The organism is Propionibacterium freudenreichii subsp. freudenreichii, assembly GCF_000940845.1.
GTDB classification, from domain to species: Bacteria; Actinomycetota; Actinomycetes; order Propionibacteriales; family Propionibacteriaceae; genus Propionibacterium; species Propionibacterium freudenreichii.
Window position 1 is genome coordinate 1,598,574 of record NZ_CP010341.1, and the last position, 20,330, is coordinate 1,618,903.

22 protein-coding genes are annotated in these 20,330 nt (G+C 67.9%); 8 read left to right on the forward strand and 14 right to left on the reverse strand.

The genetic code is table 11. From position 1 onward, the window contains the following. Positions 1–77 precede the first annotated feature (77 nt). Complete coding sequence (locus RM25_RS06925; RefSeq protein WP_013161350.1) at positions 78–1,121, forward strand: bile acid:sodium symporter family protein; 1,044 nt, start codon at positions 78–80, stop codon at positions 1,119–1,121. An 81-nt stretch (positions 1,122–1,202) separates the two neighbouring features. Here the strand turns inward: RM25_RS06925 and RM25_RS06930 are convergent, their stop codons facing one another. Continuing rightward, complete coding sequence (locus RM25_RS06930) at positions 1,203–1,997, reverse strand: ABC transporter ATP-binding protein (RefSeq protein ID WP_080774503.1); 795 nt, start codon at positions 1,995–1,997, stop codon at positions 1,203–1,205. 152 nt (positions 1,998–2,149) lie between these two features. Between RM25_RS06930 and RM25_RS06935 the strand changes: the two genes are divergently transcribed. Further along, positions 2,150–2,899: an Rv1486c family protein gene (locus RM25_RS06935; protein ID WP_013161352.1), complete on the forward strand. Its 750-nt coding sequence runs from the start codon at positions 2,150–2,152 to the stop codon at positions 2,897–2,899. Positions 2,900–2,973: 74 nt separating this feature from the next. Here RM25_RS06935 and fabI read toward each other — a convergent pair whose 3' ends face one another. Together fabI and fabG are read right to left on the reverse strand one after the other, a co-directional pair. Then, complete coding sequence (gene fabI / locus RM25_RS06940; RefSeq protein ID WP_013161353.1) at positions 2,974–3,747, reverse strand: enoyl-ACP reductase FabI; 774 nt, start codon at positions 3,745–3,747, stop codon at positions 2,974–2,976. A gap of 89 nt (positions 3,748–3,836) precedes the next feature. After that, a complete protein-coding gene (gene fabG / locus RM25_RS06945) occupies positions 3,837–4,571 on the reverse strand; it encodes a 3-oxoacyl-[acyl-carrier-protein] reductase (protein ID WP_013161354.1) in 735 nt (244 codons plus the stop codon). Positions 4,572–4,640: 69 nt separating this feature from the next. Between fabG and RM25_RS06950 the strand changes: the two genes are divergently transcribed. Both RM25_RS06950 and RM25_RS06955 read left to right on the forward strand, forming a co-directional pair. Beyond that, positions 4,641–5,387 (forward strand): SDR family oxidoreductase, encoded by a 747-nt coding sequence (locus tag RM25_RS06950; RefSeq protein ID WP_013161355.1) that lies wholly within the window; start codon positions 4,641–4,643, stop codon positions 5,385–5,387. A 7-nt stretch (positions 5,388–5,394) separates the two neighbouring features. After that, positions 5,395–6,228 (forward strand): putative RNA methyltransferase, encoded by an 834-nt coding sequence (locus RM25_RS06955; protein WP_052809136.1) that lies wholly within the window; start codon positions 5,395–5,397, stop codon positions 6,226–6,228. 150 nt (positions 6,229–6,378) lie between these two features. Here RM25_RS06955 and RM25_RS06960 read toward each other — a convergent pair whose 3' ends face one another. The 9 genes from RM25_RS06960 to RM25_RS07000 form a co-directional block, all read right to left on the reverse strand. Then, positions 6,379–7,977: an ABC-F family ATP-binding cassette domain-containing protein gene (locus RM25_RS06960; protein ID WP_013161358.1), complete on the reverse strand. Its 1,599-nt coding sequence runs from the start codon at positions 7,975–7,977 to the stop codon at positions 6,379–6,381. Between the two features lie 273 nt (positions 7,978–8,250). Then, positions 8,251–8,700, reverse strand: coding sequence for a metal-sulfur cluster assembly factor (locus RM25_RS06965; protein WP_013161359.1), 450 nt, complete (start codon positions 8,698–8,700; stop codon positions 8,251–8,253). Further along, complete coding sequence (gene sufU / locus RM25_RS06970; RefSeq protein ID WP_013161360.1) at positions 8,697–9,149, reverse strand: Fe-S cluster assembly sulfur transfer protein SufU; 453 nt, start codon at positions 9,147–9,149, stop codon at positions 8,697–8,699. Before sufU ends, RM25_RS06965 begins: the two co-directional genes overlap by 4 nt. Continuing rightward, positions 9,146–10,402 carry a cysteine desulfurase gene (locus RM25_RS06975; protein ID WP_044636228.1) on the reverse strand — a complete coding sequence of 419 codons (1,257 nt, stop codon included), beginning with the start codon at positions 10,400–10,402 and terminating at the stop codon, positions 9,146–9,148. The genes sufU and RM25_RS06975 overlap by 4 nt, the downstream gene beginning before the upstream one ends. Beyond that, the gene (gene sufC / locus RM25_RS06980; RefSeq protein WP_013161362.1) at positions 10,392–11,141 is read right to left on the reverse strand and encodes a Fe-S cluster assembly ATPase SufC; all 750 of its coding nucleotides are present in this window, start codon (positions 11,139–11,141) and stop codon (positions 10,392–10,394) included. The genes RM25_RS06975 and sufC overlap by 11 nt, the downstream gene beginning before the upstream one ends. 4 nt (positions 11,142–11,145) lie before the next feature. Beyond that, entirely contained in the window at positions 11,146–11,493 is a 348-nt protein-coding gene (locus RM25_RS06985; protein WP_013161363.1) for a Rieske (2Fe-2S) protein, read from the reverse strand. Next, positions 11,490–12,707, reverse strand: a complete 1,218-nt coding sequence (gene sufD / locus RM25_RS06990) for a Fe-S cluster assembly protein SufD (protein ID WP_013161364.1) — start codon at positions 12,705–12,707, stop codon at positions 11,490–11,492. Before sufD ends, RM25_RS06985 begins: the two co-directional genes overlap by 4 nt. Further along, the gene (gene sufB, locus RM25_RS06995; RefSeq protein WP_013161365.1) at positions 12,707–14,164 is read right to left on the reverse strand and encodes a Fe-S cluster assembly protein SufB; all 1,458 of its coding nucleotides are present in this window, start codon (positions 14,162–14,164) and stop codon (positions 12,707–12,709) included. Before sufB ends, sufD begins: the two co-directional genes overlap by 1 nt. Further along, on the reverse strand, positions 14,161–14,925 hold the full coding sequence (locus RM25_RS07000) for a helix-turn-helix transcriptional regulator (RefSeq protein WP_013161366.1): 765 nt from the start codon (positions 14,923–14,925) through the stop codon (positions 14,161–14,163). The genes sufB and RM25_RS07000 overlap by 4 nt, the downstream gene beginning before the upstream one ends. Positions 14,926–15,193: 268 nt before the next feature. Between RM25_RS07000 and RM25_RS07005 the strand changes: the two genes are divergently transcribed. From RM25_RS07005 to RM25_RS07015, 3 genes are read left to right on the forward strand one after another with little or no spacing between them, the layout of a single operon-like run. Beyond that, positions 15,194–15,568, forward strand: a complete 375-nt coding sequence (locus tag RM25_RS07005; protein WP_044636229.1) for a GntR family transcriptional regulator — start codon at positions 15,194–15,196, stop codon at positions 15,566–15,568. Further along, complete coding sequence (locus RM25_RS07010; protein ID WP_044636230.1) at positions 15,565–16,263, forward strand: ABC transporter ATP-binding protein; 699 nt, start codon at positions 15,565–15,567, stop codon at positions 16,261–16,263. Before RM25_RS07005 ends, RM25_RS07010 begins: the two co-directional genes overlap by 4 nt. Then, complete coding sequence (locus RM25_RS07015) at positions 16,260–17,075, forward strand: hypothetical protein (RefSeq protein WP_013161369.1); 816 nt, start codon at positions 16,260–16,262, stop codon at positions 17,073–17,075. The genes RM25_RS07010 and RM25_RS07015 overlap by 4 nt, the downstream gene beginning before the upstream one ends. A gap of 151 nt (positions 17,076–17,226) precedes the next feature. On the opposite strand, the gene pdxT is transcribed toward RM25_RS07015, so the two are convergent. Both pdxT and pdxS read right to left on the reverse strand, forming a co-directional pair. Further along, positions 17,227–17,847, reverse strand: coding sequence for a pyridoxal 5'-phosphate synthase glutaminase subunit PdxT (pdxT, locus tag RM25_RS07020; RefSeq protein WP_013161370.1), 621 nt, complete (start codon positions 17,845–17,847; stop codon positions 17,227–17,229). Positions 17,848–17,851: 4 nt separating this feature from the next. Then, positions 17,852–18,742 carry a pyridoxal 5'-phosphate synthase lyase subunit PdxS gene (gene pdxS, locus RM25_RS07025; protein ID WP_013161371.1) on the reverse strand — a complete coding sequence of 297 codons (891 nt, stop codon included), beginning with the start codon at positions 18,740–18,742 and terminating at the stop codon, positions 17,852–17,854. 95 nt (positions 18,743–18,837) lie between these two features. On the opposite strand from pdxS, the gene pdxR reads away from it, so the two are divergent. Then, complete coding sequence (gene pdxR, locus RM25_RS07030) at positions 18,838–20,268, forward strand: MocR-like pyridoxine biosynthesis transcription factor PdxR (protein ID WP_013161372.1); 1,431 nt, start codon at positions 18,838–18,840, stop codon at positions 20,266–20,268. Positions 20,269–20,330 lie beyond the last annotated feature (62 nt).

Consider the following 20,330-nt stretch of genomic DNA (forward strand, 5'->3'; position numbering starts at 1 on the left):
ACCTCCGCGGCCAGGGGGTTCCCGGGCCGATGCGCCGGACCGGGCCACGGCAGGGCCGATCTCCCTAGAATGTGCCCGTGAGCAGGCATGAGCAGCGCGGGCCGGGCAAGCCCTGGTTCCGTCGCATCCGCATCGACTGGTTCGTCACCGCCATCTGCATCTCGGCCATCATGGCCTCGATCTTCCCGGTGCGCGGTGGTGGCAGCGTCGTGCTCGATGGTGCCACCAAGGTGCTCATCTTCATCCTGTTCTACCTGTACGGGGTGCGCCTGGAACCGCGCGAGGCCATGGCGGGCCTGAAGCACTGGCGGTTGCACCTGCTGATCCTGGCGTTCACCTTCGCCGTGTTCCCGCTCGTGGTCTTTGCGATCCACCCGATCCTGACCCACGTGCTGACGCCGGCCCTGGTGGCCGGGGTGCTGTGGCTGTCGATCCTGCCCTCCACCGTGCAGAGCTCCATCAACTTCACCTCCATCGCCCGCGGCAACGTGGCCGGCGCCATCGTGTCCGCCTCGGCATCGAACATCCTGGGCGTGATCCTCACCCCGCTGCTGGCGATGTTCGTGATGAGCACCGGCGGCCTGGTGATCCATGCCCAGTCGATCCTTGACCTGTGCGTGCAGTTGCTGTTGCCCTTCGTGCTGGGCCAGCTCACCCGCCGGTGGACGGCGGGTTTCGTGCTGGGCCATCCCCGGCTGAAGTACGTCGACCAGCTCAGCATCATCACGGTGGTCTACAACGCCTTCTCCGACGGCATGAACGAGGGGATCTGGCACACGGTCGCGTTGGCCGACATCGGGCGCCTGCTGCCGATCCTGTTCGCGATCCTGGCCTTCATGCTGTGGTTCACCTGGTGGTTGCCCGGCCGCCTCGGCTTCAACCGCAAGGACCAGATCGCGATTCAGTTCTGCGGCACCAAGAAGTCTCTCGCCACCGGCGTGCCGATGGCCTCGGTGTTGTTCGCCCCGTCGATCGTGCCGCTGTTGGTGTTGCCGCTGATGATCTTCCACATGGTGCAGTTGATCGCCTGCGGGGTGATCGCCGGGCGGTATGCGCGCAAGGACGAGGCATGGCATGAGGCCCCCGGGCGGGGCGTGGGACCCGAGCCCGCCGAGGATTGAGCTCGTGGTCGCAGGGCCCCGGCCGTCCGATTGGCCCGGGATCACAGGGCGCCGGTTGGCGTCGCGACGGGCGATCGCGCCTCAGTAGTTCAGCCTGGCGCGCGCCGCCCAGCGTCCGTCGGGAAGCTGGTTGATCTGGAGCGGCAGGCCGAAGGTGGCCGACATGATCTCGTCGGTGAACACCTGGTTGATCGGCCCCTGGGCCACCACGTGGCCATGGTCGAGCAACAGTGCATGGGTGATGCCCGCCGGAACCTGCTCGACGTGGTGGGCGACCAGGACGATGGCCGGGGAATCGGGATCCTGGCACAGCATGGACAAGGTGGCCACCAGGTGTTCACGGCCACCCAGGTCGAGTCCCGCGCCGGGCTCGTCCAACAGGAGCAGTTCCGGGTCGGTCATCAGCGCGCGGGCGATCTCCACCCGCTTGCGCTCCCCCTCGCTGAGGGTGCCGAAGGTGCGCTGTGCCAGCCCCTCGACGGCGAACAACCTCATCAACTCGTGGGCACGCTGGAAGTCGAGCTCGTCATACTGCTCACGCCAGCGTCCCACCACGGCATAGGAGGCGGACACCACCACGTTCTCAACGGTCTCGTTGCGCGGAATGCGCTCGGCCAGCGACGAACTGCTCAGCCCGATACGGGGCCTCAACTCGAAGACATCGACCCGGCCCATCCGCTCGCCGAGCAGTTCGACGGTCCCCTCGGAGGGATGGTTCTGGGCGGACAGCAGCGACAGCAGCGTCGTCTTGCCGGCACCGTTGGGGCCCATCACCACCCAACGGTCGCCCTCATTGATCGTGAGGTTCACATCGTCGAGCAGCTTCGCCTTGCCACGTCGCACGCCAACCCCGGAAAGCTTCGCCACCTCGACCATGACTAGAAACATACAAGGTGCCCGCGCCCGGCGCAGGCGGGACAAGCCGCGCACGCCGGCGATCACTGCGCGCGAACAGCACGGTGGCAACCCGTGGGCGCGCCGTGGGCCATGCCCACCCGGCGGGTTGCGCGCATGGTTAACCTTGCGGCGTGTCTGACTCCTTGATCGAAGGCCTGCGCCTGGTCAGCGTGCTCAATGCGATGACCGGTGATGGGCTGGACGCCGCCCGCGCCGAGGATGCCCTGCGCGTGGCCGACAACGGCGACCCCAACCGCGCCCACCATGTCTTCGACCCGGCGGGCGTGCTCGGCCTGGAGCCGCAGGTGGCCACCCCGGTGCGCATCGCCCTGGGCCGGGTCGCGAACCAGCTGCCGGGCGAGCACTGGGCCCTCCTGCTGCCCCAACCCGGACGGCTCGCCGGGCTGCGCGGTCCGATCGCGACCAACGCTGCCGCCCTGGAGACCGGGGTGATCGTGGTGAACCACGGCGGTGGGCTGGGATGGCTGCCGCGCCCGGTGGGCCCGGCCATGCAGTGGGAACTCGTGCCGGCCGAACGCCCCCTGCTCCCCGCGACGCCGGGCGAGGCCGCACAGGCACTCAATGAGCAGATCCTGGCCGCCGGGCGGGAACTCGGGCGCCTCGATGCGCCGGCGGGCAACCGTCCCGACGACGCGGCCTCAATCCACCTGGGGGCTGCCTACTCGCACGTCAACCAGAAACTGCTCGACCGCGCCCTGCTGTGGCGCGAGGCGAGCCGGGCCGGCATCGAGGCCAGCCCGCAACTGCTGCACAGCCACGGGGTGCTGGTGCGCGACAAGCAGTTGCGCGAGCTGGACGACATCTGCCGCGATGCCATCAGCGCCGCCGCCAGCTGGCCCCGGGCACCACACGGACTCTGACGCCCCCCGCCGGGCACGACGATGCCCCCTGACCCGGGCCGGGCAGGGGGCATGGACGAGTGGTGGTCGACCGATCAGGCGCCGGTGGAGGCCAGGCCGCCATCGACATGGATGATCTCGCCGGTCGTGGCGGTGAACAGGTCACTGAACAACGCACACACGGCGTTGGCCACCGGGGTGGCGTCCTTGGCGTCCCATCCCAGCGGTGCACGCTCGGTCCAGATGTCATTGAACGAGTTGGCGCCCGGGATGGCGGTCTTCGCAATGGAATCAATCGGCCCGGCAGCCACCAGGTTGGAGCTGATCTGGTCAGGGCCGAGGTAGCGCGCGAGGTAACGGTTCGCCGACTCGAGGCCGGCCTTCGCCACGCCCATCCAGTCATAGGACGGCCAGCTGACCGAGGCGTCGAAGGTGAGGCCCACGACCGATGATCCGGCCGACATCAGCTCGCGCACCGCCATGGCCAGCGAGACATAGCTGTAGGTGGACGTGTGGAGGCTGACCGCGACATCGTCCCAGCCGGTCTTGAGGAATGCGCCGCCCAGGGCCCGCTCGGGATTGGCGAAGGCAATCGAGTGCAGCACACCGTCGACGTGGTCGAAGCCGAGTTCACGCAGCTTGCCGGGCAGCGCCGCCAGCTCGTCGGCATTCGAGGCGTCGAGCTCGATGACCTGCGGTACCGGATCGAGCTTCTGCACCACCTTGGTGGCCAGGCGCAGCGCCCGCCCGAACGCGGTCACGATCACCGTGGCGCCCTGCTGCTCGGCGACCTCGGCCACCTTGTACGCAATCGAGGTGTTCATCGTGACGCCGGTCACGAGGATGTTCTTGCCATCGAGAATGCCCATTGAAAAGTCCTTTCGTCAGCTTCCCCGAGCCTATCGGGACCAGCCCCGCCACACGTCGCGCACAGGGCGGCGCCGCACCCGGTGGTGGATCAGCGCCCCATGCCCAGGCCGCCGTCGACCGGCAGCACTGCCCCGGTGACATAGCCCGCGGCGTCCGAGCACAGGAAGCGGACCGCGTGGGCCACGTCGCGGGTCTCGCCGAAGCGCTTGGCGGGGATGCGTGCCAGGTAGTCGTCCTTCACCTCATCGGACAGCTCGTCGGTCATGTCGGTGGAGATGAAGCCGGGGGCCACCACATTGCAGGTGATGCCGCGGCCGCCGAGCTCACGGGCAACCGACCGCGCCATGCCGATCAGTCCGGCCTTCGACGCCGAGTAGTTGACCTGTCCCGGTGACCCGACATAGGCCGAGACGGAGCTCATCAACACGATGCGCCCGAAACGCGCCCGCATCATCCTGCGGGTTGCCCGACGGACCATGCGGAAGGTGCCGGTGAGGTTGGTGGCGAGCACGCCATCCCAGTCGTCATCGCTCATGCGCATCAGCAACATGTCACGGGTGATGCCGGCGTTGGCCACCAGGACCTCGACGCCGCCCAGTTCCTCCTCGACCCGCGCGAATGCCGCCTCAACCTGCTCGGGATCGGTGATGTCGGCACTCACGCCGAGCACCCCGTCCGGGGCCCGGCCGCTGCGCGAGGTGCCGGCGACGCGATAGCCGGCAGCCAGCAGCTCGGTGGCGATCTCGGCTCCGATGCCCCGGCTGGCCCCGGTGACCAGGGCCACCCTGCCGGCAGGAATGGTGGTGGGATCAGTTGCAGTCACGGGGCAACGGTATCGGTTGCGACGGGTGCCGACGCCACCGTCGTCGCCGGAGTCGGGCAGAATGAACCCATGGATCTGGGTCTTGCCTCAAAGGTGTTCATTGTCACGGCGGCCAGCGGTGGCCTCGGGCTGGCCAGCGCTCGCGCGCTGGTCGCCGAGGGCGCACGGGTGGTGTTGGTGGCCCGTCGTGCGGAGGCCCTGGCGGCCGCCGCGGCCGAGCTGGGCGCGCAGAATGCGGTGGTGCTGCCCGCCGACCTGTCGGCGCCGGAAACCGCCGATGCCGCCGCCCAACTGGCCCTGGACACCTGGCAGCGCCTCGATGGCGCCTTCGTGTCGGTCGGTGGCCCGCCCAAGGGCCATGTGGTGGAGAACACCGATGAGCAGTGGCAGGCCGCGTTCTCGTCGGTCTTCCTGGCGGCGCTGAGGGTGTCGCGTGCCGTGGTGGGCGCGAATCCGGCTGCCCGCCTGGGGTTCGTGTTGTCGAGTTCGGCGAAGTCCCCGCTGGCCGACATGGCCATCAGCAATGGCCTGCGGCCGGGGCTGGCGATGCTGGTCAAGCAGTTGGCCAATGAGATCGCCCCGGATGGTGGTCGCGCATTTGCCCTGTTGCCCGGACGCATCGCCACCCAGCGGATGGTCGACCTGTTGGGCCATGACCCGACGCCCCAGGACGCGGTGGATTCTGGCATCCCGATGCGTCGGATGGGCGATCCCGACGAATTCGGGCGCGTGGCGGCCTTCATGCTCAGTGATGCGGCCAGCTATGTCACCGGGGTCATGCTGCCGGTCGACGGCGGCCTGCTCCAGGTGCTGTGACGCGTCCGTGACTGATTTCAGCACGCTCGACGCCGCCTGTCCCCTGCTGGAGTGCCCCGTGTGCCGCGGCCGGGGGGCCGCCGAGGTGCCCCTGGTGCGCCACGACCGGCAGCTGGCGTGTCCCAATGGCCACGGCTTCGACATCGCGCGCCAGGGATATGTGAACCTGGCCGGCGGCGCCCCACCGGCGAATGCCGATACGGCGCCGATGATCGACGCGCGCCAACGCTTCCTCGACAGCGGTGTCTACGAGCCCATCCGACAGGCGGTCTCGCACGCCAGTGATGCGGCACACTGGCTGGTCGAGGTCGGCGCCGGTACCGGCTGGTACCTGGACGGAGTGCTCACCCATCGCCGCGATGCCGTCGGACTGGCCACGGATGTGTCCGTGGCCGCCGCCAAGCGGGCGGCCCGCTCCGGCCTCGCCTCCGTGGTGGCCGACACCTGGGCGGGCCTGCCGATCCGATCGGCGAGCGTGGATGCGGTCCTGTGCGTCTTTGCCCCCCGCAGTGCCGCAGAGTTCGCCCGGGTGCTCGCGCCGGGCGGGCGTGCCGTCGTCGCCTGGCCCACGCCGCGCCACCTGGCAGCGCTGCGCGAGCGCCTCGGGCTGCTGAACGTGGCCACCGACAAGGACGAGCAGTTGGTCACCCAGTTCGGCGAGGCAGGGCTGAACCCCGCCGACCGCGAGTTGGTGGAGTTCTCCGCCGAATGCACCGCCCAGCAGGTCGCGGACCTGGTGGGCATGGGCCCCAACGCCTTCCATGACCATGCGCCGGCGCAGGGCCCCACCACCATCGACGTATCGGTGGAGGTGGGTACCTTCTTACGCGCTGGCGCGTAGGAAGCATGGACACCGTCTACGCGCTGGCACGTAAGAAGCATGGGCACCGTCTGCGCGCAGGCGCGTAGGAAGCATGGGCACCGTCTGCGCGCTGGCGCGTAGGAAGCGCTCAGCGCGATCCACCCGGGGCAGGCCCCGGGTGGCATGGGATCACGCCAGCGACACCAGCTCGGTGTACTCGTGATCCCACAGGTCCTCGTCACCGTCGGGCAACAGCAGCACGCGATCGGGTTCGAGGGCCTCCACGGCACCCTCATCGTGGGTGACCAGCACGATGGCGCCCTTGTAGCTGCGGATCGCACCGAGCACCTGCTCGCGGCTCGCGGGGTCGAGGTTGTTCGTCGGCTCATCGAGCAGCAGCACATTGGCCGCACTGACCACCAGGGTCGCCAGCGCCAACCGCGTCTTCTCCCCGCCCGACAACACATGGGCCGGCTTCTGGTCGTCGTCCCCGGTGAACAGGAACGCACCCAGCACCTTGCGGGCATCCGTGTCGTTGAGCTCAGGGGCCGCGGCCTGCATGTTCTCCAGCACCGTGGCCGACATGTCGAGCATGTCGTGCTCCTGGGCGAAATAGCCCAGCTTGAGGCCGTATCCGTCCAGCACCTCGCCGGTGTCGGGCTTCTCGATGCCATCGAGGATCTTGAGCAGGGTCGTCTTGCCGGCACCGTTGAGCCCCAGCACCACGACGCGGCTGCCCCGGTCGATCGCCAGGTCAACCCCGGTGAACACCTCCAGCGAGCCGTAGCTCTTCGACAGGTCCTTCGCCATGAGTGGCGTCTTGCCGCAGGGTGCGGGCTCGGGGAAGGTGATCTTCGCCACCTTGTCACTGACCCGCTCCGGCTCGACGGACGCCAGTAGGCGCTCAGCACGCCGTGCCATGTTCTGGGCGGCAACGGCCTTGGTGGCCTTGGCATGCAACTTGTCCGACTGGGCCATCAGCTGGGCGGCCTTGCGTTCGGCATTGAGGCGCTCGCGGCGGCGACGCTTCTCGTCGGCCTGGCGCTGTTCGAGGTACAGCTTCCAGCCCATCGAATAGATGTCGAGGGTGGCCCGGTTGGCGTCGAGGTAGAAGACCTTGTTGACGGTCTCCTCCAGCAGCTCGGTGGCGTGGCTGATCATCATGACACCGCCGGGGTAGGTCTTGAGGAATTCACGCAGCCACATGATGGAGTCGGCGTCGAGGTGGTTGGTCGGCTCGTCGAGCAGCAGGGTGTCGGCATTGCTGAACAGGATGCGGGACAGCTCCACACGTCGGCGCTGGCCACCGGAGAGCTCGTGCAGCGGCTGGGCCAGCACTCGATCGGGGAGCCCCAGGTTCGCGGCGATGCGCGCCGCCTCCGCCTCGGCCCCGTACCCGCCGGCGGCGGTCAGCTGGGCCTCGGCACGGTCGTAGCCGGCCATCGCCTTCTCACGAGCCGCACCGCTGGCGGTGGACATCTCCTCGGTGAACTTCGTGAGGCGCTCCATGATGCGGTCCAGTCCACGCGCCGACAGGATGCGCTTCGATGCGGTGATCGACAGGTCTGACTCGCGCGGATCCTGGGGCAGGTAGCCCACCTGGCCGGCACGCTTGACCGCGCCGGCGGCCGGCAGGCCCTCCCCCGCCAGGATGCGCATGGTGGTGGTCTTGCCGGCACCGTTACGGCCGACCACGCCGATCTTGTCCCCGGGGATCACCTGGAAGCTCACCGGGTTGAGCAGCAGCCGCGCGCCGGCGCGAACTTCGAGCTCCTTGGCCTGAATCACATTTCTCCTGAAGGATCGGGGGCGGCCCGCTGCCGGGGACGATCGGCGATCACGGCGCCCCGATGGGGGTGCGGCTGGTCGTCGGTGGCCGCGCGATGACGGCCGGGCCGTCGTCCATTGTCTGCGCTGAGGGCCATTTGGGCAAAAAGCCACCCTCACCGGTGGGGCTGTCCACGCAATGATGCCCGCACCATCGGATGGTGCGGGCATCATTGCGTGCCACCTCGTCGGTGGGCTCCCGGCGCGGTCGGACGGGTGTCCGGCCGGTGGGGATCAGACGTTGAAACCGATGTAGCGCAGTTGTTCACGGCCATCGTCGGTGATGCGGTCCAGGCTCCACGGCGGCAGCCAGACCCAGTTGATGGTCACCTCATTGGCGATGCCGTCGAGGGCCGCCTGGGCTCCCCATTCCAACTGATCGGTCAGCGGACAGGTGGGACTGGTCAGCGTCATGTCGAGCAGCACATTGGCGTGCTCGTCGATGTCCACGCCGTAGACCAGGCCCAGGTCCACGATGTTGACCATCAGTTCCGGGTCGACGACCTCCCTGAGCGCCTCGAGCACCTGCTCCTCGGTGGGCGGTTTCAGGTTCGGGTCGGTCGGCGTGGTGGACACCTCCGGCAGCTCATCGCGCACCAGGTCCGACGGACGGGCCGCGGCAGCGGTGGACTGCTCGGTCTGGGCGGGTGTCGGCGACATCTGGTCGCTGTCAGGCACGCTCATTTTTCCTCCTCAATTGAAGCTCCGGCCCGGGCCAATGCGTCACGCAATGCCGACCAGCTCAACATGGCGCACTTGACGCGCGCCGGGAACTCCGAGACGCCGGCAAAGGCGATGCCGTCCTCAAGGTGATCCTCATTGGGCTCGATCCTGCCCTGGCTTTCCATCATCGTCCTGAACTCGTCGAACAACTCCATGGCATGCGCCACCGAGTGCCCGATCACCAGGTCAGTCATCACCGACGTGGAGGCCTGCGAGATCGAGCAGCCCTCGCCGGCGTAGCTGACGTCGGCGATCGTGTCGCCGTCGAGATCCACGCGCAGCGTCAGCTCGTCACCACAGCTCGGGTTCACATGGTGCACCTCGGCCTCATAGGGGTCGCGCAGGCCGGTGTGATGCTTCTCCCGGTAGTGATCCAGGATGATGTCCTGGTACATCTCCTCGACGTTCATTGACGCGCTTTCACCTTTCCAGTGAAGAAATCATGCGCCCATACCAACCCATCACGCAGCGCATCTATTTCCTCGCGCGTCGTGTAGAGGTACGACGAGGCCCGAGTGGAGCTCTGCACGCAGAAGCGCTGATGGAGCGGGGCGGCGCAATGGTGACCACCCCGCACGGCAACGCCACGCGAGTCGAGCAGCTGCATGAGGTCGTGCGGGTGCACGCCGTCGACCGTGAACGAGATGGCGCTGCCACGGTCAACAGCCTGCTTCGGGCCGAGAATACGCACGAAATCAAGATCGCCAAGCAGGCCGAGGGCATAGCTGGTGATCTCGTGGTCGTGTGCGGCGATGGCGTCCATGCCCAGGGTGTCGAGGTAATCGACGGCAGCGCCCAGGCCCACGGCCTGCGCGATCGGCGGGGTGCCGGCCTCGAACTTGTGGGGAACCTCGGCCCAGGTGGACTTCTCCATGGTGACCACGCCGATCATCTCGCCGCCACCCAGGAAGGGCGGCAGCTCGTCGAGCAGCTCACGGCGACCCCACAGCACGCCGATGCCGGTGGGACCCAACATCTTGTGCCCGGTGAAGGCCAGCAGGTCGCCTCCCAGCGCCGTCACGTCGGTGGGCAGGTGTGGCACTCCCTGCGAACCATCGATCACCATCACCGCGTCGACGGCATGGGCCATCTCCGCGATCCTGGCCACCGGGTTGATCGTGCCCAGGACATTGGAGACCCAGGCAATGGAGACAACCTTGGTGTGCTCATTGATGAGGTGTTCCTGCTCGGCCTTGTCGAGGTCGAGGCGGCCCTCCTCGGTGACGTCGAACCAACGCAGCGTGGCGCCGGTGCGCTCACACACCATCTGCCAGGGCACCAGGTTGGAGTGGTGCTCCAGCACGGAGATGACGACCTCGTCGCCGGGTCCGAGGCGCGAACCGAGCGTATTGGCCGCCAGGTTGAGCGATTCCGAGGCGTTCTTGGTGAACACGACTTCCTCGGGTTCGGCAGCCGCGATGAAGTCCGCGATGCGCGCCCGGGCACCCTCGAAGGCCGCGGTGGCCTCGGCGCCGAGCGTGTGCATGGCACGGGCCACGTTGGCATTGTGCTTCGCGTAGTGCTCGGCGACCGTGTCGATCACCGTACGCGGCTTCTGCGAGGTGTTCGAACTGTCCAGGTAGACCAGCGGATGCCCGTTGATCTGGCGGCTCAGGATCGGGAAGTCCCGGCGCACCGTCTCCACATCGAAATCACTTGACATACTGCTCGTAACCCCGCTCCTCAAGGTTGTCGGCGAGCTCGGAGCCGCCGGTGACCGAGACGCGACCGTCCACGAAGACATGGACGCGGTCAGGGTGCACATAACGCAGGATGCGCGTGTAGTGCGTGATCAACAGCACGGCCTTGCCGGGCTTCTTGGAGAAGGCATCGATGCCACCGGCAACCACCTTGAGGGCGTCGATGTCCAGACCGGAGTCGATCTCGTCGAGGATGGCGAAGCTGGGATCGAGCAGCTCGAGCTGGGCGATCTCGCCGCGCTTCTTCTCGCCGCCGGAGAACCCCTCGTTCACCGAGCGTGAGCTGAACTCGGAGTCCAGGTCCATCTCGGCCAGCGCAGTGTTGACCTGCTTGGGCCAGGTGCGCACCTTGGGTGCGTGCCCGTCCAGGGCGGTCTTGGCAGTGCGCAGGAAGTTGGCCATGGAGACGCCGGGCACCTCCACCGGGTACTGCATGCCGAGGAACAGGCCCGCCTTGGCACGCTCGTCCACCGGCAGGTCCTGCAGCTCGGTGCCGTCGAGGGTCACGGTGCCCTGCGTGATGTGGTACTTCGGATGGCCGGCGACGGCGTAGGCCAGGGTCGACTTGCCCGAGCCGTTGGGGCCCATGATGGCGTGCACCTCGCCGTCGTTCACGGTGAGGTCAACCCCCTTCAGGATCTCCTTGGGGCCGTTCTCCGTGTCGACGTCGACGTGCAGATCTTTGATGACGAGTGTGGCCATCGGTTCAGTTCTCCTTCAGGGGATTCTCGACGTCGACGAGGATCTGGTCGTCCTCGACACGAACGGGATAGACGGGTACCGGCTGGATCGCCGGCGGATTGAGCGCTGCTCCGGTGCGCACATCGAAATGGGAGCCGTGCAGATAGCACTCCAGACTGCAGGTGGCCTCATCGAAGTCACCCTCGGACAGCTTGACGTGGGCGTGGCTGCATTCGTCGAACATCGCGTGCACGTCGCCGTCGGGCGACTTCACGAGCACCACGGGCAGTGCGCCTTCGGTCGGGTGGTCCACCTCGATGCCCAGGGGACCGTCGTCCAGGTCGGACAGGGTCGCGACAGCTGTGAAGCTCACTGGTCGGTCCCCCAATCCGGTGCGATCGAATCGAGCTCGCGCTCGACGGCCTTCATGAGCCGTTCCTCGACCTCGGGCACGCCGATGTGGCGCACGATGTCGACGAAGAACCCGTGGACGACCAGGCGACGTGCCTCGTCGTTGGGGATTCCGCGGCTCTCGAGGTAGAACAGCTGCTCGTCGTCGAAGCGACCGGTGGTCGACGAGTGTCCGGCCCCGACGATGTTGCCGGTCTCGATCTCGAGGTTCGGGATCGAGTCGGCGCGGGCGCCACGGCTCAGGAGCAGGTTCTTGTTCGCCTCGTAGGTCTCGATCTCGTGGGCGATCTTGCGGATCAGCACATCGCCCACCCACACCGAGTGGGAGCCCTCACCCTGGATCGCGCCGCGGTAATCGACGTTCGAGCGGGTGCGGGGCTGGTTGTGGTCGATGAACATGCGGTGCTCAACATGGCGTCCGCCGTCCACGAAGTACAGCCCGTACTGCTCCAGTTCGCCGCCGGGGGCGGCATAGCTGGCCCGTTCGAGCACGCGGGTGACCGCGCCACCCAACGATGCCTGCACCGTGCGCACATGGGCGTCGCGGCCGACGAGCAGGGAGACCTGGGCGGCGTGGAGGGTATCGGGAGCCCAGTCCTGCACCATGATCACGTCGACCCGGGCACCGTCACCGATGCGGATGTCGATCTTCTCGGCCAGTGCTGCGCTGCCCTCGAAGCGGAAGACGATCTGCGCCCGGGCATTCGTGCCGACCTCGATGATCAGCTGCTGGTAGGCAAGTCGTCCCACCCCGGTGCCGCGCACGTCCAGTTCCAGGGGCTCGTCCAGCTCGACGTCGGCGGGCACGCGGATGAGGCGCGCCTCGTCGGACTGCGCCACGGCAATGGCCGAGCTGCGGTCGGCCGGTGGTTCCACGCTGAGTTCACGGGCGCGCACCGGGTCGATGACGACGCTGGTCACCCCGGCAGGAGTGCGCTCGACAAGGTCGACGTCGCCCTTCTCACCGCGAGCCTCCAGCAGGGCCTTCAGCTTGCGCACGGGGGTGAACCGCCACACCTCCTCCCGACCGGTCGGCATCGGATGGTCCCCAAGGTCCCAGGAGACCTTCGGGTGCAGGTGGGACGCGAGGCTCTCCACCGCGCTGGCCACCGCGTCAGCGCCGGAATTCACCGGTTCGGCCACAGCAATTGCTCCATTCTCGTTCTCGTGGGTCATCAGCCGACCGAGCCTTCCATCTGCAGCTCAACGAGGCGGTTGAGCTCCAGGGCGTATTCCATCGGCAGTTCGCGGGCGATCGGCTCCACGAAGCCGCGCACGATCATCGCGCGGGCCTCGTCCTCATTGAGGCCGCGCTGCATCAGGTAGAACAGCTGGTCCTCACTGATCTTGGAGATCGTCGCCTCATGCTCCATCGAGACGTCATCGGTCTGCACGTCCACATAGGGATAGGTGTCGGAGCGCGAGACGTCGTCGACCAGCAGGGCATCGCACTTGACGCTCGAGGCCGAGTGGTGGGCATTGGGCTCCACCGCGATCAGGCCGCGGTAACCCGTGCGGCCGCCGTTGCGACTGATCGACTTCGAGACGATCGTGCTCGACGTGTACGGCGCGGCATGGACCATCTTGGCACCCGTGTCCTGGTGCTGGCCCTCACCGGCGAATGCCATCGACAGGGCCTCGCCCTTGGCGTGCTCACCGAGCAGGTAGCAGGCGGGGTACTTCATGTTGATCTTCGAGCCGATGTTGCCGTCGACCCACTCCATCTGGCCGCCCTCGGCCACGGTGGCGCGCTGGGTCACCAGGTTGTAGACATTGCCCGACCAGTTTTGGATGGTCGTGTAGCGGCAGCGGGCGTTCTTCTTGACGATGATCTCGACGATCGCCGCGTGCAGCGAATCGGTCTTGTAGATCGGCGCCGTGCACCCCTCGACGTAGTGCACATAGGCATCCTCGTCGACGATGATCAGCGTGCGCTCGAACTGTCCGAGGTTCTCGGTGTTCATGCGGAAGTAGGCCTGCAACGGGATGTTGACGTTGACGCCCTTGGGAACGTAGATGAACGAGCCACCGCTCCACACCGCGGTGTTCAGCGCGGCGAACTTGTTGTCGGCACTGGGCACGACGGTGCCGAAGTACTCCTCGAACAGTTCGGGATGCTCGCGCAGGGCGGTGTCGGTGTCGGTGAAGATCACGCCCTGGCGGGTGAGCTCATCATTGATCTTCTGGTACACCACTTCGGATTCGTACTGCGCCGCGACGCCGGCGACGAGGCGTTCCTTCTCGGCCTCGGGGATGCCCAGGCGGTCGTAGGTCTTGCGGATGTCGTCGGGCAGGTCCTCCCAGCTGGTGGCCTGCTTGTCGACGGACCGCACGAAGTACTTGATCTGGTCGAAGTTGAGGTGCGACAGGTCGGCCCCCCACGTGGGCATCGGCTTGCGCTCGAAGTCCTTCAGGCCCTTGAGTCGCTTGGCGAGCATCCATTCGGGCTCGTGCTTCAGCGCCGAGATGCCGCGGACGACGTCCTCCGACAGGCCGCGCTTGGCGGCGGCACTGTAGGCATCCGAATCGTGCCATCCGTACTTGTAGGTGTTGAGGTCCTCAGCCAGCTGGTCCGCGGTGGACTGGCTGGCTCCCGGGCCGGTGCCGACTGGCCCTGTATCGAGCTGCGTCATGCGCTTGTTGCCTCTCGGTTGTTATCTGTCGCTCGGTGGTTTTCTACCGCTCGCTTGCGTTCTCGTGGCGTGTGTTCGATCACCATCTCGTGGTCGATTACAACGATGTCCAGCGGAATGTTGGTGGTGCACACGCCATCGCCGTGCGCGATGGTTGCCAGCCGCTGGACGCGGGTACCGAGGAGCCGCGAGAACATCTGCGTCTCGGCCTCGCACAATTGGGGGAACTCGGCGGCCACGTGGGCCACCGGGCAGTGGTGCTGGCACAGCTGCGCGCCGGCAGGGGCCTCATCGACCTTCGTGACGTAGCCGTCGTCGTTGAGTGCGCTGGCCAGCGCCTCGACGGGATCGGCCAGCGGATGCGCGGCGCGATAGCCGCGGTAGCGCTGTTCGACGTCGACGTAGCGCTTCTCACCCAGCTTGGTGACCGCGTCGGCACCCATCGTCTCCACGAGCACGCGCAGCGCCTGCATCGCCAGGTCGTCATAGGCCTGGTTGAACGCCGAGCGCCCCAGGTCGGTCAGCTGGAAGGTCTTGGCCGGGCGCCCGCGCCCCCGACTCGGCTGCTGGTCGGGCTGGTTCTCGACCACCTGGCCGCCCTTGATCAGCCCCGTCAGGTGGCGGCGCACTGCGGTGGGCGTGATAGAGAGCCGACAGGCCAGGTCGGGCGCCGTCATGGCCCCCTCGCTCAGCAGCAGGTGCAGCACCTGATGACGGGTGGACAGGTCGCCGTTGGGGCGCTCCGCTCCGAGCTCCGTCATGTTTTTCACAACACCATTGTTGCCGAAATCATCGCCGGATCAAAACGCTTTCGCCCAGCGCCTTCCCCCGAGCCGGATCCGAGGGCCGCCGGGGCCGTCGTCGGGCCCGGCCACACACGGCCCCGGACAGCCTATTCCCTCCCGATTCCGAGCACGAGTCGGCCTTCCCCACGACGCCGTCGACGCCCGATCACCCCATGGCACGAGCCTTGACGCAGGATCGCTCCTGTGTCACTGTATTGGTGTACTAATACAGCAGGGAGGCGTTATGGGCTTCGACACCACGAGTCCACTGTGGATCCAGCTGGTGGACCGCCTGCAAACCCGCGTGGTTGCCGGCCAATGGGCTCCGGGGCAGAAGATCCCGAGCGTGCGCGAGCTCGCCGTGGAGTTCGGGGTGAACCCGAACACCGTGCAGCGGGCCCTGTCCGAGCTTGATCGGCTGGGACTCACCGCCACCGAACGAACGTCCGGGCGCTTCGTGACCGCCGACCGCCAGCAGGTCGCCCAACAGCGGCTCCGGCTGGCCACCGGAGCGGTCGACGGGGCCATCGACGTGCTTGCCGGACTCGGACTCGACCGCGACACGGCCATCGAGCTGTTCGGTTCCCGTTGGGATGACATCCAGAAGGAGGAGAAATGACCACAGCACTCAGCGTTCATGCACTGACCAAGGTCTACGGCCGGGTGAGGGCACTCGACGGGCTGGACCTCGACCTGGAGCCGGGCCACATCGTGGGGCTGATGGGCGACAACGGCGCGGGCAAGACCACCCTGCTCAAGGTCCTGGCCGGAGTCACCGCCGATTGGCAGGGAGAGGTGAGCCTGCATGGCCAGCCCCCGGGTGCCGCCACCAAGCAGTTCGTCTCCTTCCTGCCCGACCAGTCGTTCCTGCCCGACTGGCAACGGCCCGCCGACGCGATCGCCCGGTACGCCGATTTCTTCGCCGATTTCGACGCGGATCGGGCCCACGATCTCATCGACTTCTACCGCCTGCCGACCGACCGGCGACTCAAGGAGATGTCGAAGGGCATGCGCGAGAAGGTGCAGATCGCCCTGGCCATGGCCCGACGCGCGAAGGTCTACCTGCTCGACGAACCGGTGGGCGGCGTCGATCCCGCGGCGCGTTCCATCCTCATGGAGGGCATCCTCAAGCACTTCGAACCGGACCAGTTGCTGGTCATCTCCACCCATCTCATCCACGACCTCGAACCCGTGATCGACACCGTCGTCTTCCTGCACCAGGGCCGCCTGCGCCTGCAGGGCGACGCCGACGAGCTGCGCGCGGCCAACAAGACCGACCTCGAGGGCCTCTTCCGAAAGGTGTACCTGCCATGATCGCCAAGCTGTGGAAGCATGAATGGCTGGACAATCGCCGCACCCTGCTGGGCGTGGCCGGTGCCTCGGCACTCGTCTCGCTGCTGGCCAGCGCCGGGGTGGCGCTCGGGCTGCCCGACTACGGATTCAGCTTCATTGCCGGTGCCGTCGCGGTGGCCCTTCCGGCGGTGGTCACCGTCCTGCTCCTGTGGTCGTACTGGAAGACGATGTACGGCAGGCTCGGGTATTTCACCGGGACGATCCCGGTGCGGGGGCGCGTCGTGTTCGCCGCGAAGCTCACGTTCACCCTCGCGGCCTGCGTCCTCGCCGCGCTGGAGGGCGTGGCGCTGTTCCTGGTGCTCATGATTGCCCGGGAGCGCGAGTGGACCACCCCGGCCGCACTGATGGCCGATTTCTGGAAGCTGCTCACCGGCGCCCCACATGTCGGATTGTGGGTGCTGGCGCTGGTCGTGGTGGAGCTGGCCTGCATGCTCGTTCAGCTCGTCGCCGGCATCTCCATCGGCCAGGGCCCGCACCTGGTGCGCCAGGGCGTCGCCGGCTCGGTGATCGTGCTCATCGCGCTCTACCTGGTGAACCAGCTGACGAACCTGGCGTCCATGGTCCTCATCCCGGCCAGCCTGCGGATCGGCGGGCCCGAGGCCGGCCACGTGGTCTGGTCGCCCATGCTGGGCGGGCTGTTCAACGGATCGTTCCACTCCGGGGCGTCCGCCGACCTGCTGGGCCTCGGGTTCATTCCGGTGACGATCGTGCTCACCGCCGTGGTGGCCTGGCTGGCCGTCCGTTCGATCGAACGGCACACCTCCCTGCGCTGACCCACGCCCGGTCCACACACCCGGTCCAGACATCGGAGAGGGGCGCCACAGTGATGGTGGCGCCCCTGCCCGATGTACCGATGTAGCCCATGTACCGATGAAGCCGACATGTCCTGCGACGACGGGTCCGACCGGAGGCTGGTCCCCCGTCTCAGGCAGCCAGCGACAGATGTGCCGCGACCGAGGACACGAAGTCCGCGTGGATGCGCCGATCCGGGGTGAGTTCCGGATGGAAGGCAAGCGCCGTGATGGCTCCCTGTCGCACGCCGACGACCCGGTCGTCGACCTGCGCGATCACCTCGACGCCGGCGCCGACCTGTTCAATGACCGGTGCACGGATGAACACGGCCTCGACGTCCTCCCCGACCCCCTTCACCGACAATGAAGTCTCGAAGGACGCCAGCTGGCGTCCGAAGGCATTGCGTCGGGCACGCACGCGCAGCACCTGGAGGGTCTGTTGCCCGGGCGCCGCATCGGTCAGCTCGTCGCTGAGGAGCAGCAGTCCGGCACACGTGGCCAGCGTGGGAAGCCCACCAGCCACGGCCGCCTTCAGGGGTGCGGCCAGGCCGAAGGCCCGCGACAGCTTGTCGAGCACGCTCGACTCCCCACCGGGCACGACGATGCCGTCCAGTCCCCCGAGCTCCTCGGAGCGGCGCACGAGGCGAGTGCGCGCCCCGCACTGCTGGAGGGCGGCGACATGTTCAGAGACCCCGCCCTGGAGGGAGACGACCCCGATCAGTGGGGCCCCGGTCACTACTGGGGAATCAGCCATCGGCTCACCAGCCCCGGTCGGCCAGGTGGTGGGGTGCCGGCAGATCGGCCACGTTGATGCCGACCATGGCCTCGCCGAGGTCGTGGGAGACCTCCGCGATCGCCTTGGGATCGTCATAGAGCGTGGTGGCCTTCACGATCGCTGCGGCGCGCTTCGCCGGATTCCCCGACTTGAAGATGCCCGAACCCACGAACACCCCTTCGGCACCCAGCTGCATCACGAGCGCGGCATCGGCCGGCGTCGCCACTCCGCCCGCCACGAACAGCACCACCGGCAGCTTGCCGGTCTCTGCCACCTCGCGCACCAGGTCGTAGGGCGCCTGCAGTTCCTTGGCGGCCACATACAGCTCGTCGTGCGTCAGGGAATGGAGCCGGTTGATCTCATCGCGGATCGTGCGGATGTGCTTGACGGCCTCGGAGACGTCGCCGGTGCCGGCCTCGCCCTTGGAGCGGATCATCGCAGCACCCTCGGTGATGCGCCGCAGGGCCTCACCCAGGTTGGTGGCACCACAGACGAAGGGGACGTCGAAGTTCCACTTGTCGATGTGGTTGGCGTAGTCAGCGGGCGACAGCACCTCGGACTCGTCCACATAGTCCACGTTGAGGGCCTGCAGCACCTGGGCCTCGACGAAGTGGCCGATGCGCGCCTTGGCCATCACGGGGATCGAGACGGCGGCCTGGATCTGCTCGATCAGTCCGGGATCGCTCATGCGGGCCACGCCGCCCTGCGCACGGATGTCGGCGGGTACGCGTTCCAGGGCCATCACGGCGCTGGCGCCGGCCTCCTCGGCGATCCTGGCCTGCTCGGCGGTGACCACGTCCATGATCACACCGCCCTTGAGCATGTCGGCGAGGCCGCGCTTCACGCGGGTGGTGGCTGTCGTCTCTTGTGTCATGGACGCCATTCCACCGCGACAAGCGGACCATTACAAGATCCACATGCAGCCAGTTCGAATGGACCACTTTCACCGGACGGTGCAAGACTTGCCCCATGCGCGGTCAACTCGTGATCGACCTTCCCCTGCACCTGGACACCTCCGGCGACCTCGGCCTGACGGCCCAATTGGTGGTCGGGCTGCGCGGGTTGATCGACCAGGGGCGGCTGCACCACGACGACGAGTTGCCCTCGACGCGGGCGCTGGCCGCGAGCCTGTCCGTCGCGCGGGGGACGGTGGTCGCGGCCTACGACCAGCTCCAGGCCGAGGGATATCTCACCTCCAGGCCTGGCTCGGGCACCCGCGTGGCCGCAGTGGACGCCCGCCGGCCGGTGGCAGGCCCGTCCGCGCCGGCGCCTCCCGCACCCCAACCCGACGGCCGGGCCATTGACCTGCGCCCGGGCACCCCGGATGTATCGGCCATCGTCTCGCCGCCGTGGCGCCGCGCCTGGCGCGAGGCGACGAACGACCCCCGCCCACTCATCGACGCCCGCGGGCTGCCCTCGCTGCGCCATGAGATCGCCGAGCACCTGCGCCTCATGCGCTCGCTGGTCCGCCCGTCCGACCAGGTGCTGGTCACCTCCGGGGCACGCGAAGGCCTCGCCCTGCTGCTGGCGGCGCTGGCCCGCCGCGGTGAGCGTCCCCCGCTGGTGGGACTGGAACGTCCCGGGCATCCCGCGCTGGCCGCGATCCCCACCGCCATGGGCCTGCCGACGATCGCGCTGCGCACCGACGACCGGGGACTGGTGACCGAGGAGCTCCCCGAGGCCGGCTCCCCCACGAGCCACGGGCCCGATGTGCCCACACCTGATGTCATCGTGGTGACACCGAGCCACCAGTACCCCTATGGCGGGTCGTTGTCGATCACCCGCCGCCAACAGCTGCTCGGCTGGGCCGCACGCACCGGGGCCATCGTCGTGGAGGACGACTATGACTCCGAGCTGCGCTATGTGGGCATGCCCCTGCCCGCGCTGGCCACCCTCGACGACCCGGTCCGGGGCAGGGTGGTGCTGCTGGGCACCTTCTCGACGGTGCTGACCCCCGCCGTGGCCACCGGCTACCTGTCGGTGCCCCAACGCCTCGCGCCCCTCGTGGCGGGCCATCGCGCGATCTTCGGTTCCCCGGTGCCGGCACTGGGACAGCAGGCCCTGTCGAACTACCTGGCCAGTGGCGAGCTGCGGCGCCACATCCAGCGGATGCGCCGCGAGTACCGGCGCCGCCGGGAACTCATCGTGGCGGCCTTCCGCGATGCTCCCCACGCCCGACTCACGGACATGTCGGGCGGGCTGCAGGCCGTGCTGCGCACCAACGTCCCGGGCTCCCGGATCACCCGGCGGCTGGCGGCCCGGGGCGTGCTGGTCAGCGACCTGGCCCAGTTCTGGGGGCCCCATGCCCCGGCGATGGACGGCATCGTCTTCGGTTTCGGGTCGGTGGACACCCCGACCCTGCGCCACGTGCTGCCGATCATCCGCCGGGCCTGCTCATGATCCGGTGCCCCGCTGACGTGCCACCCCGCCGACCTGCCACCCCGCCGACCTGCCACCGGGCC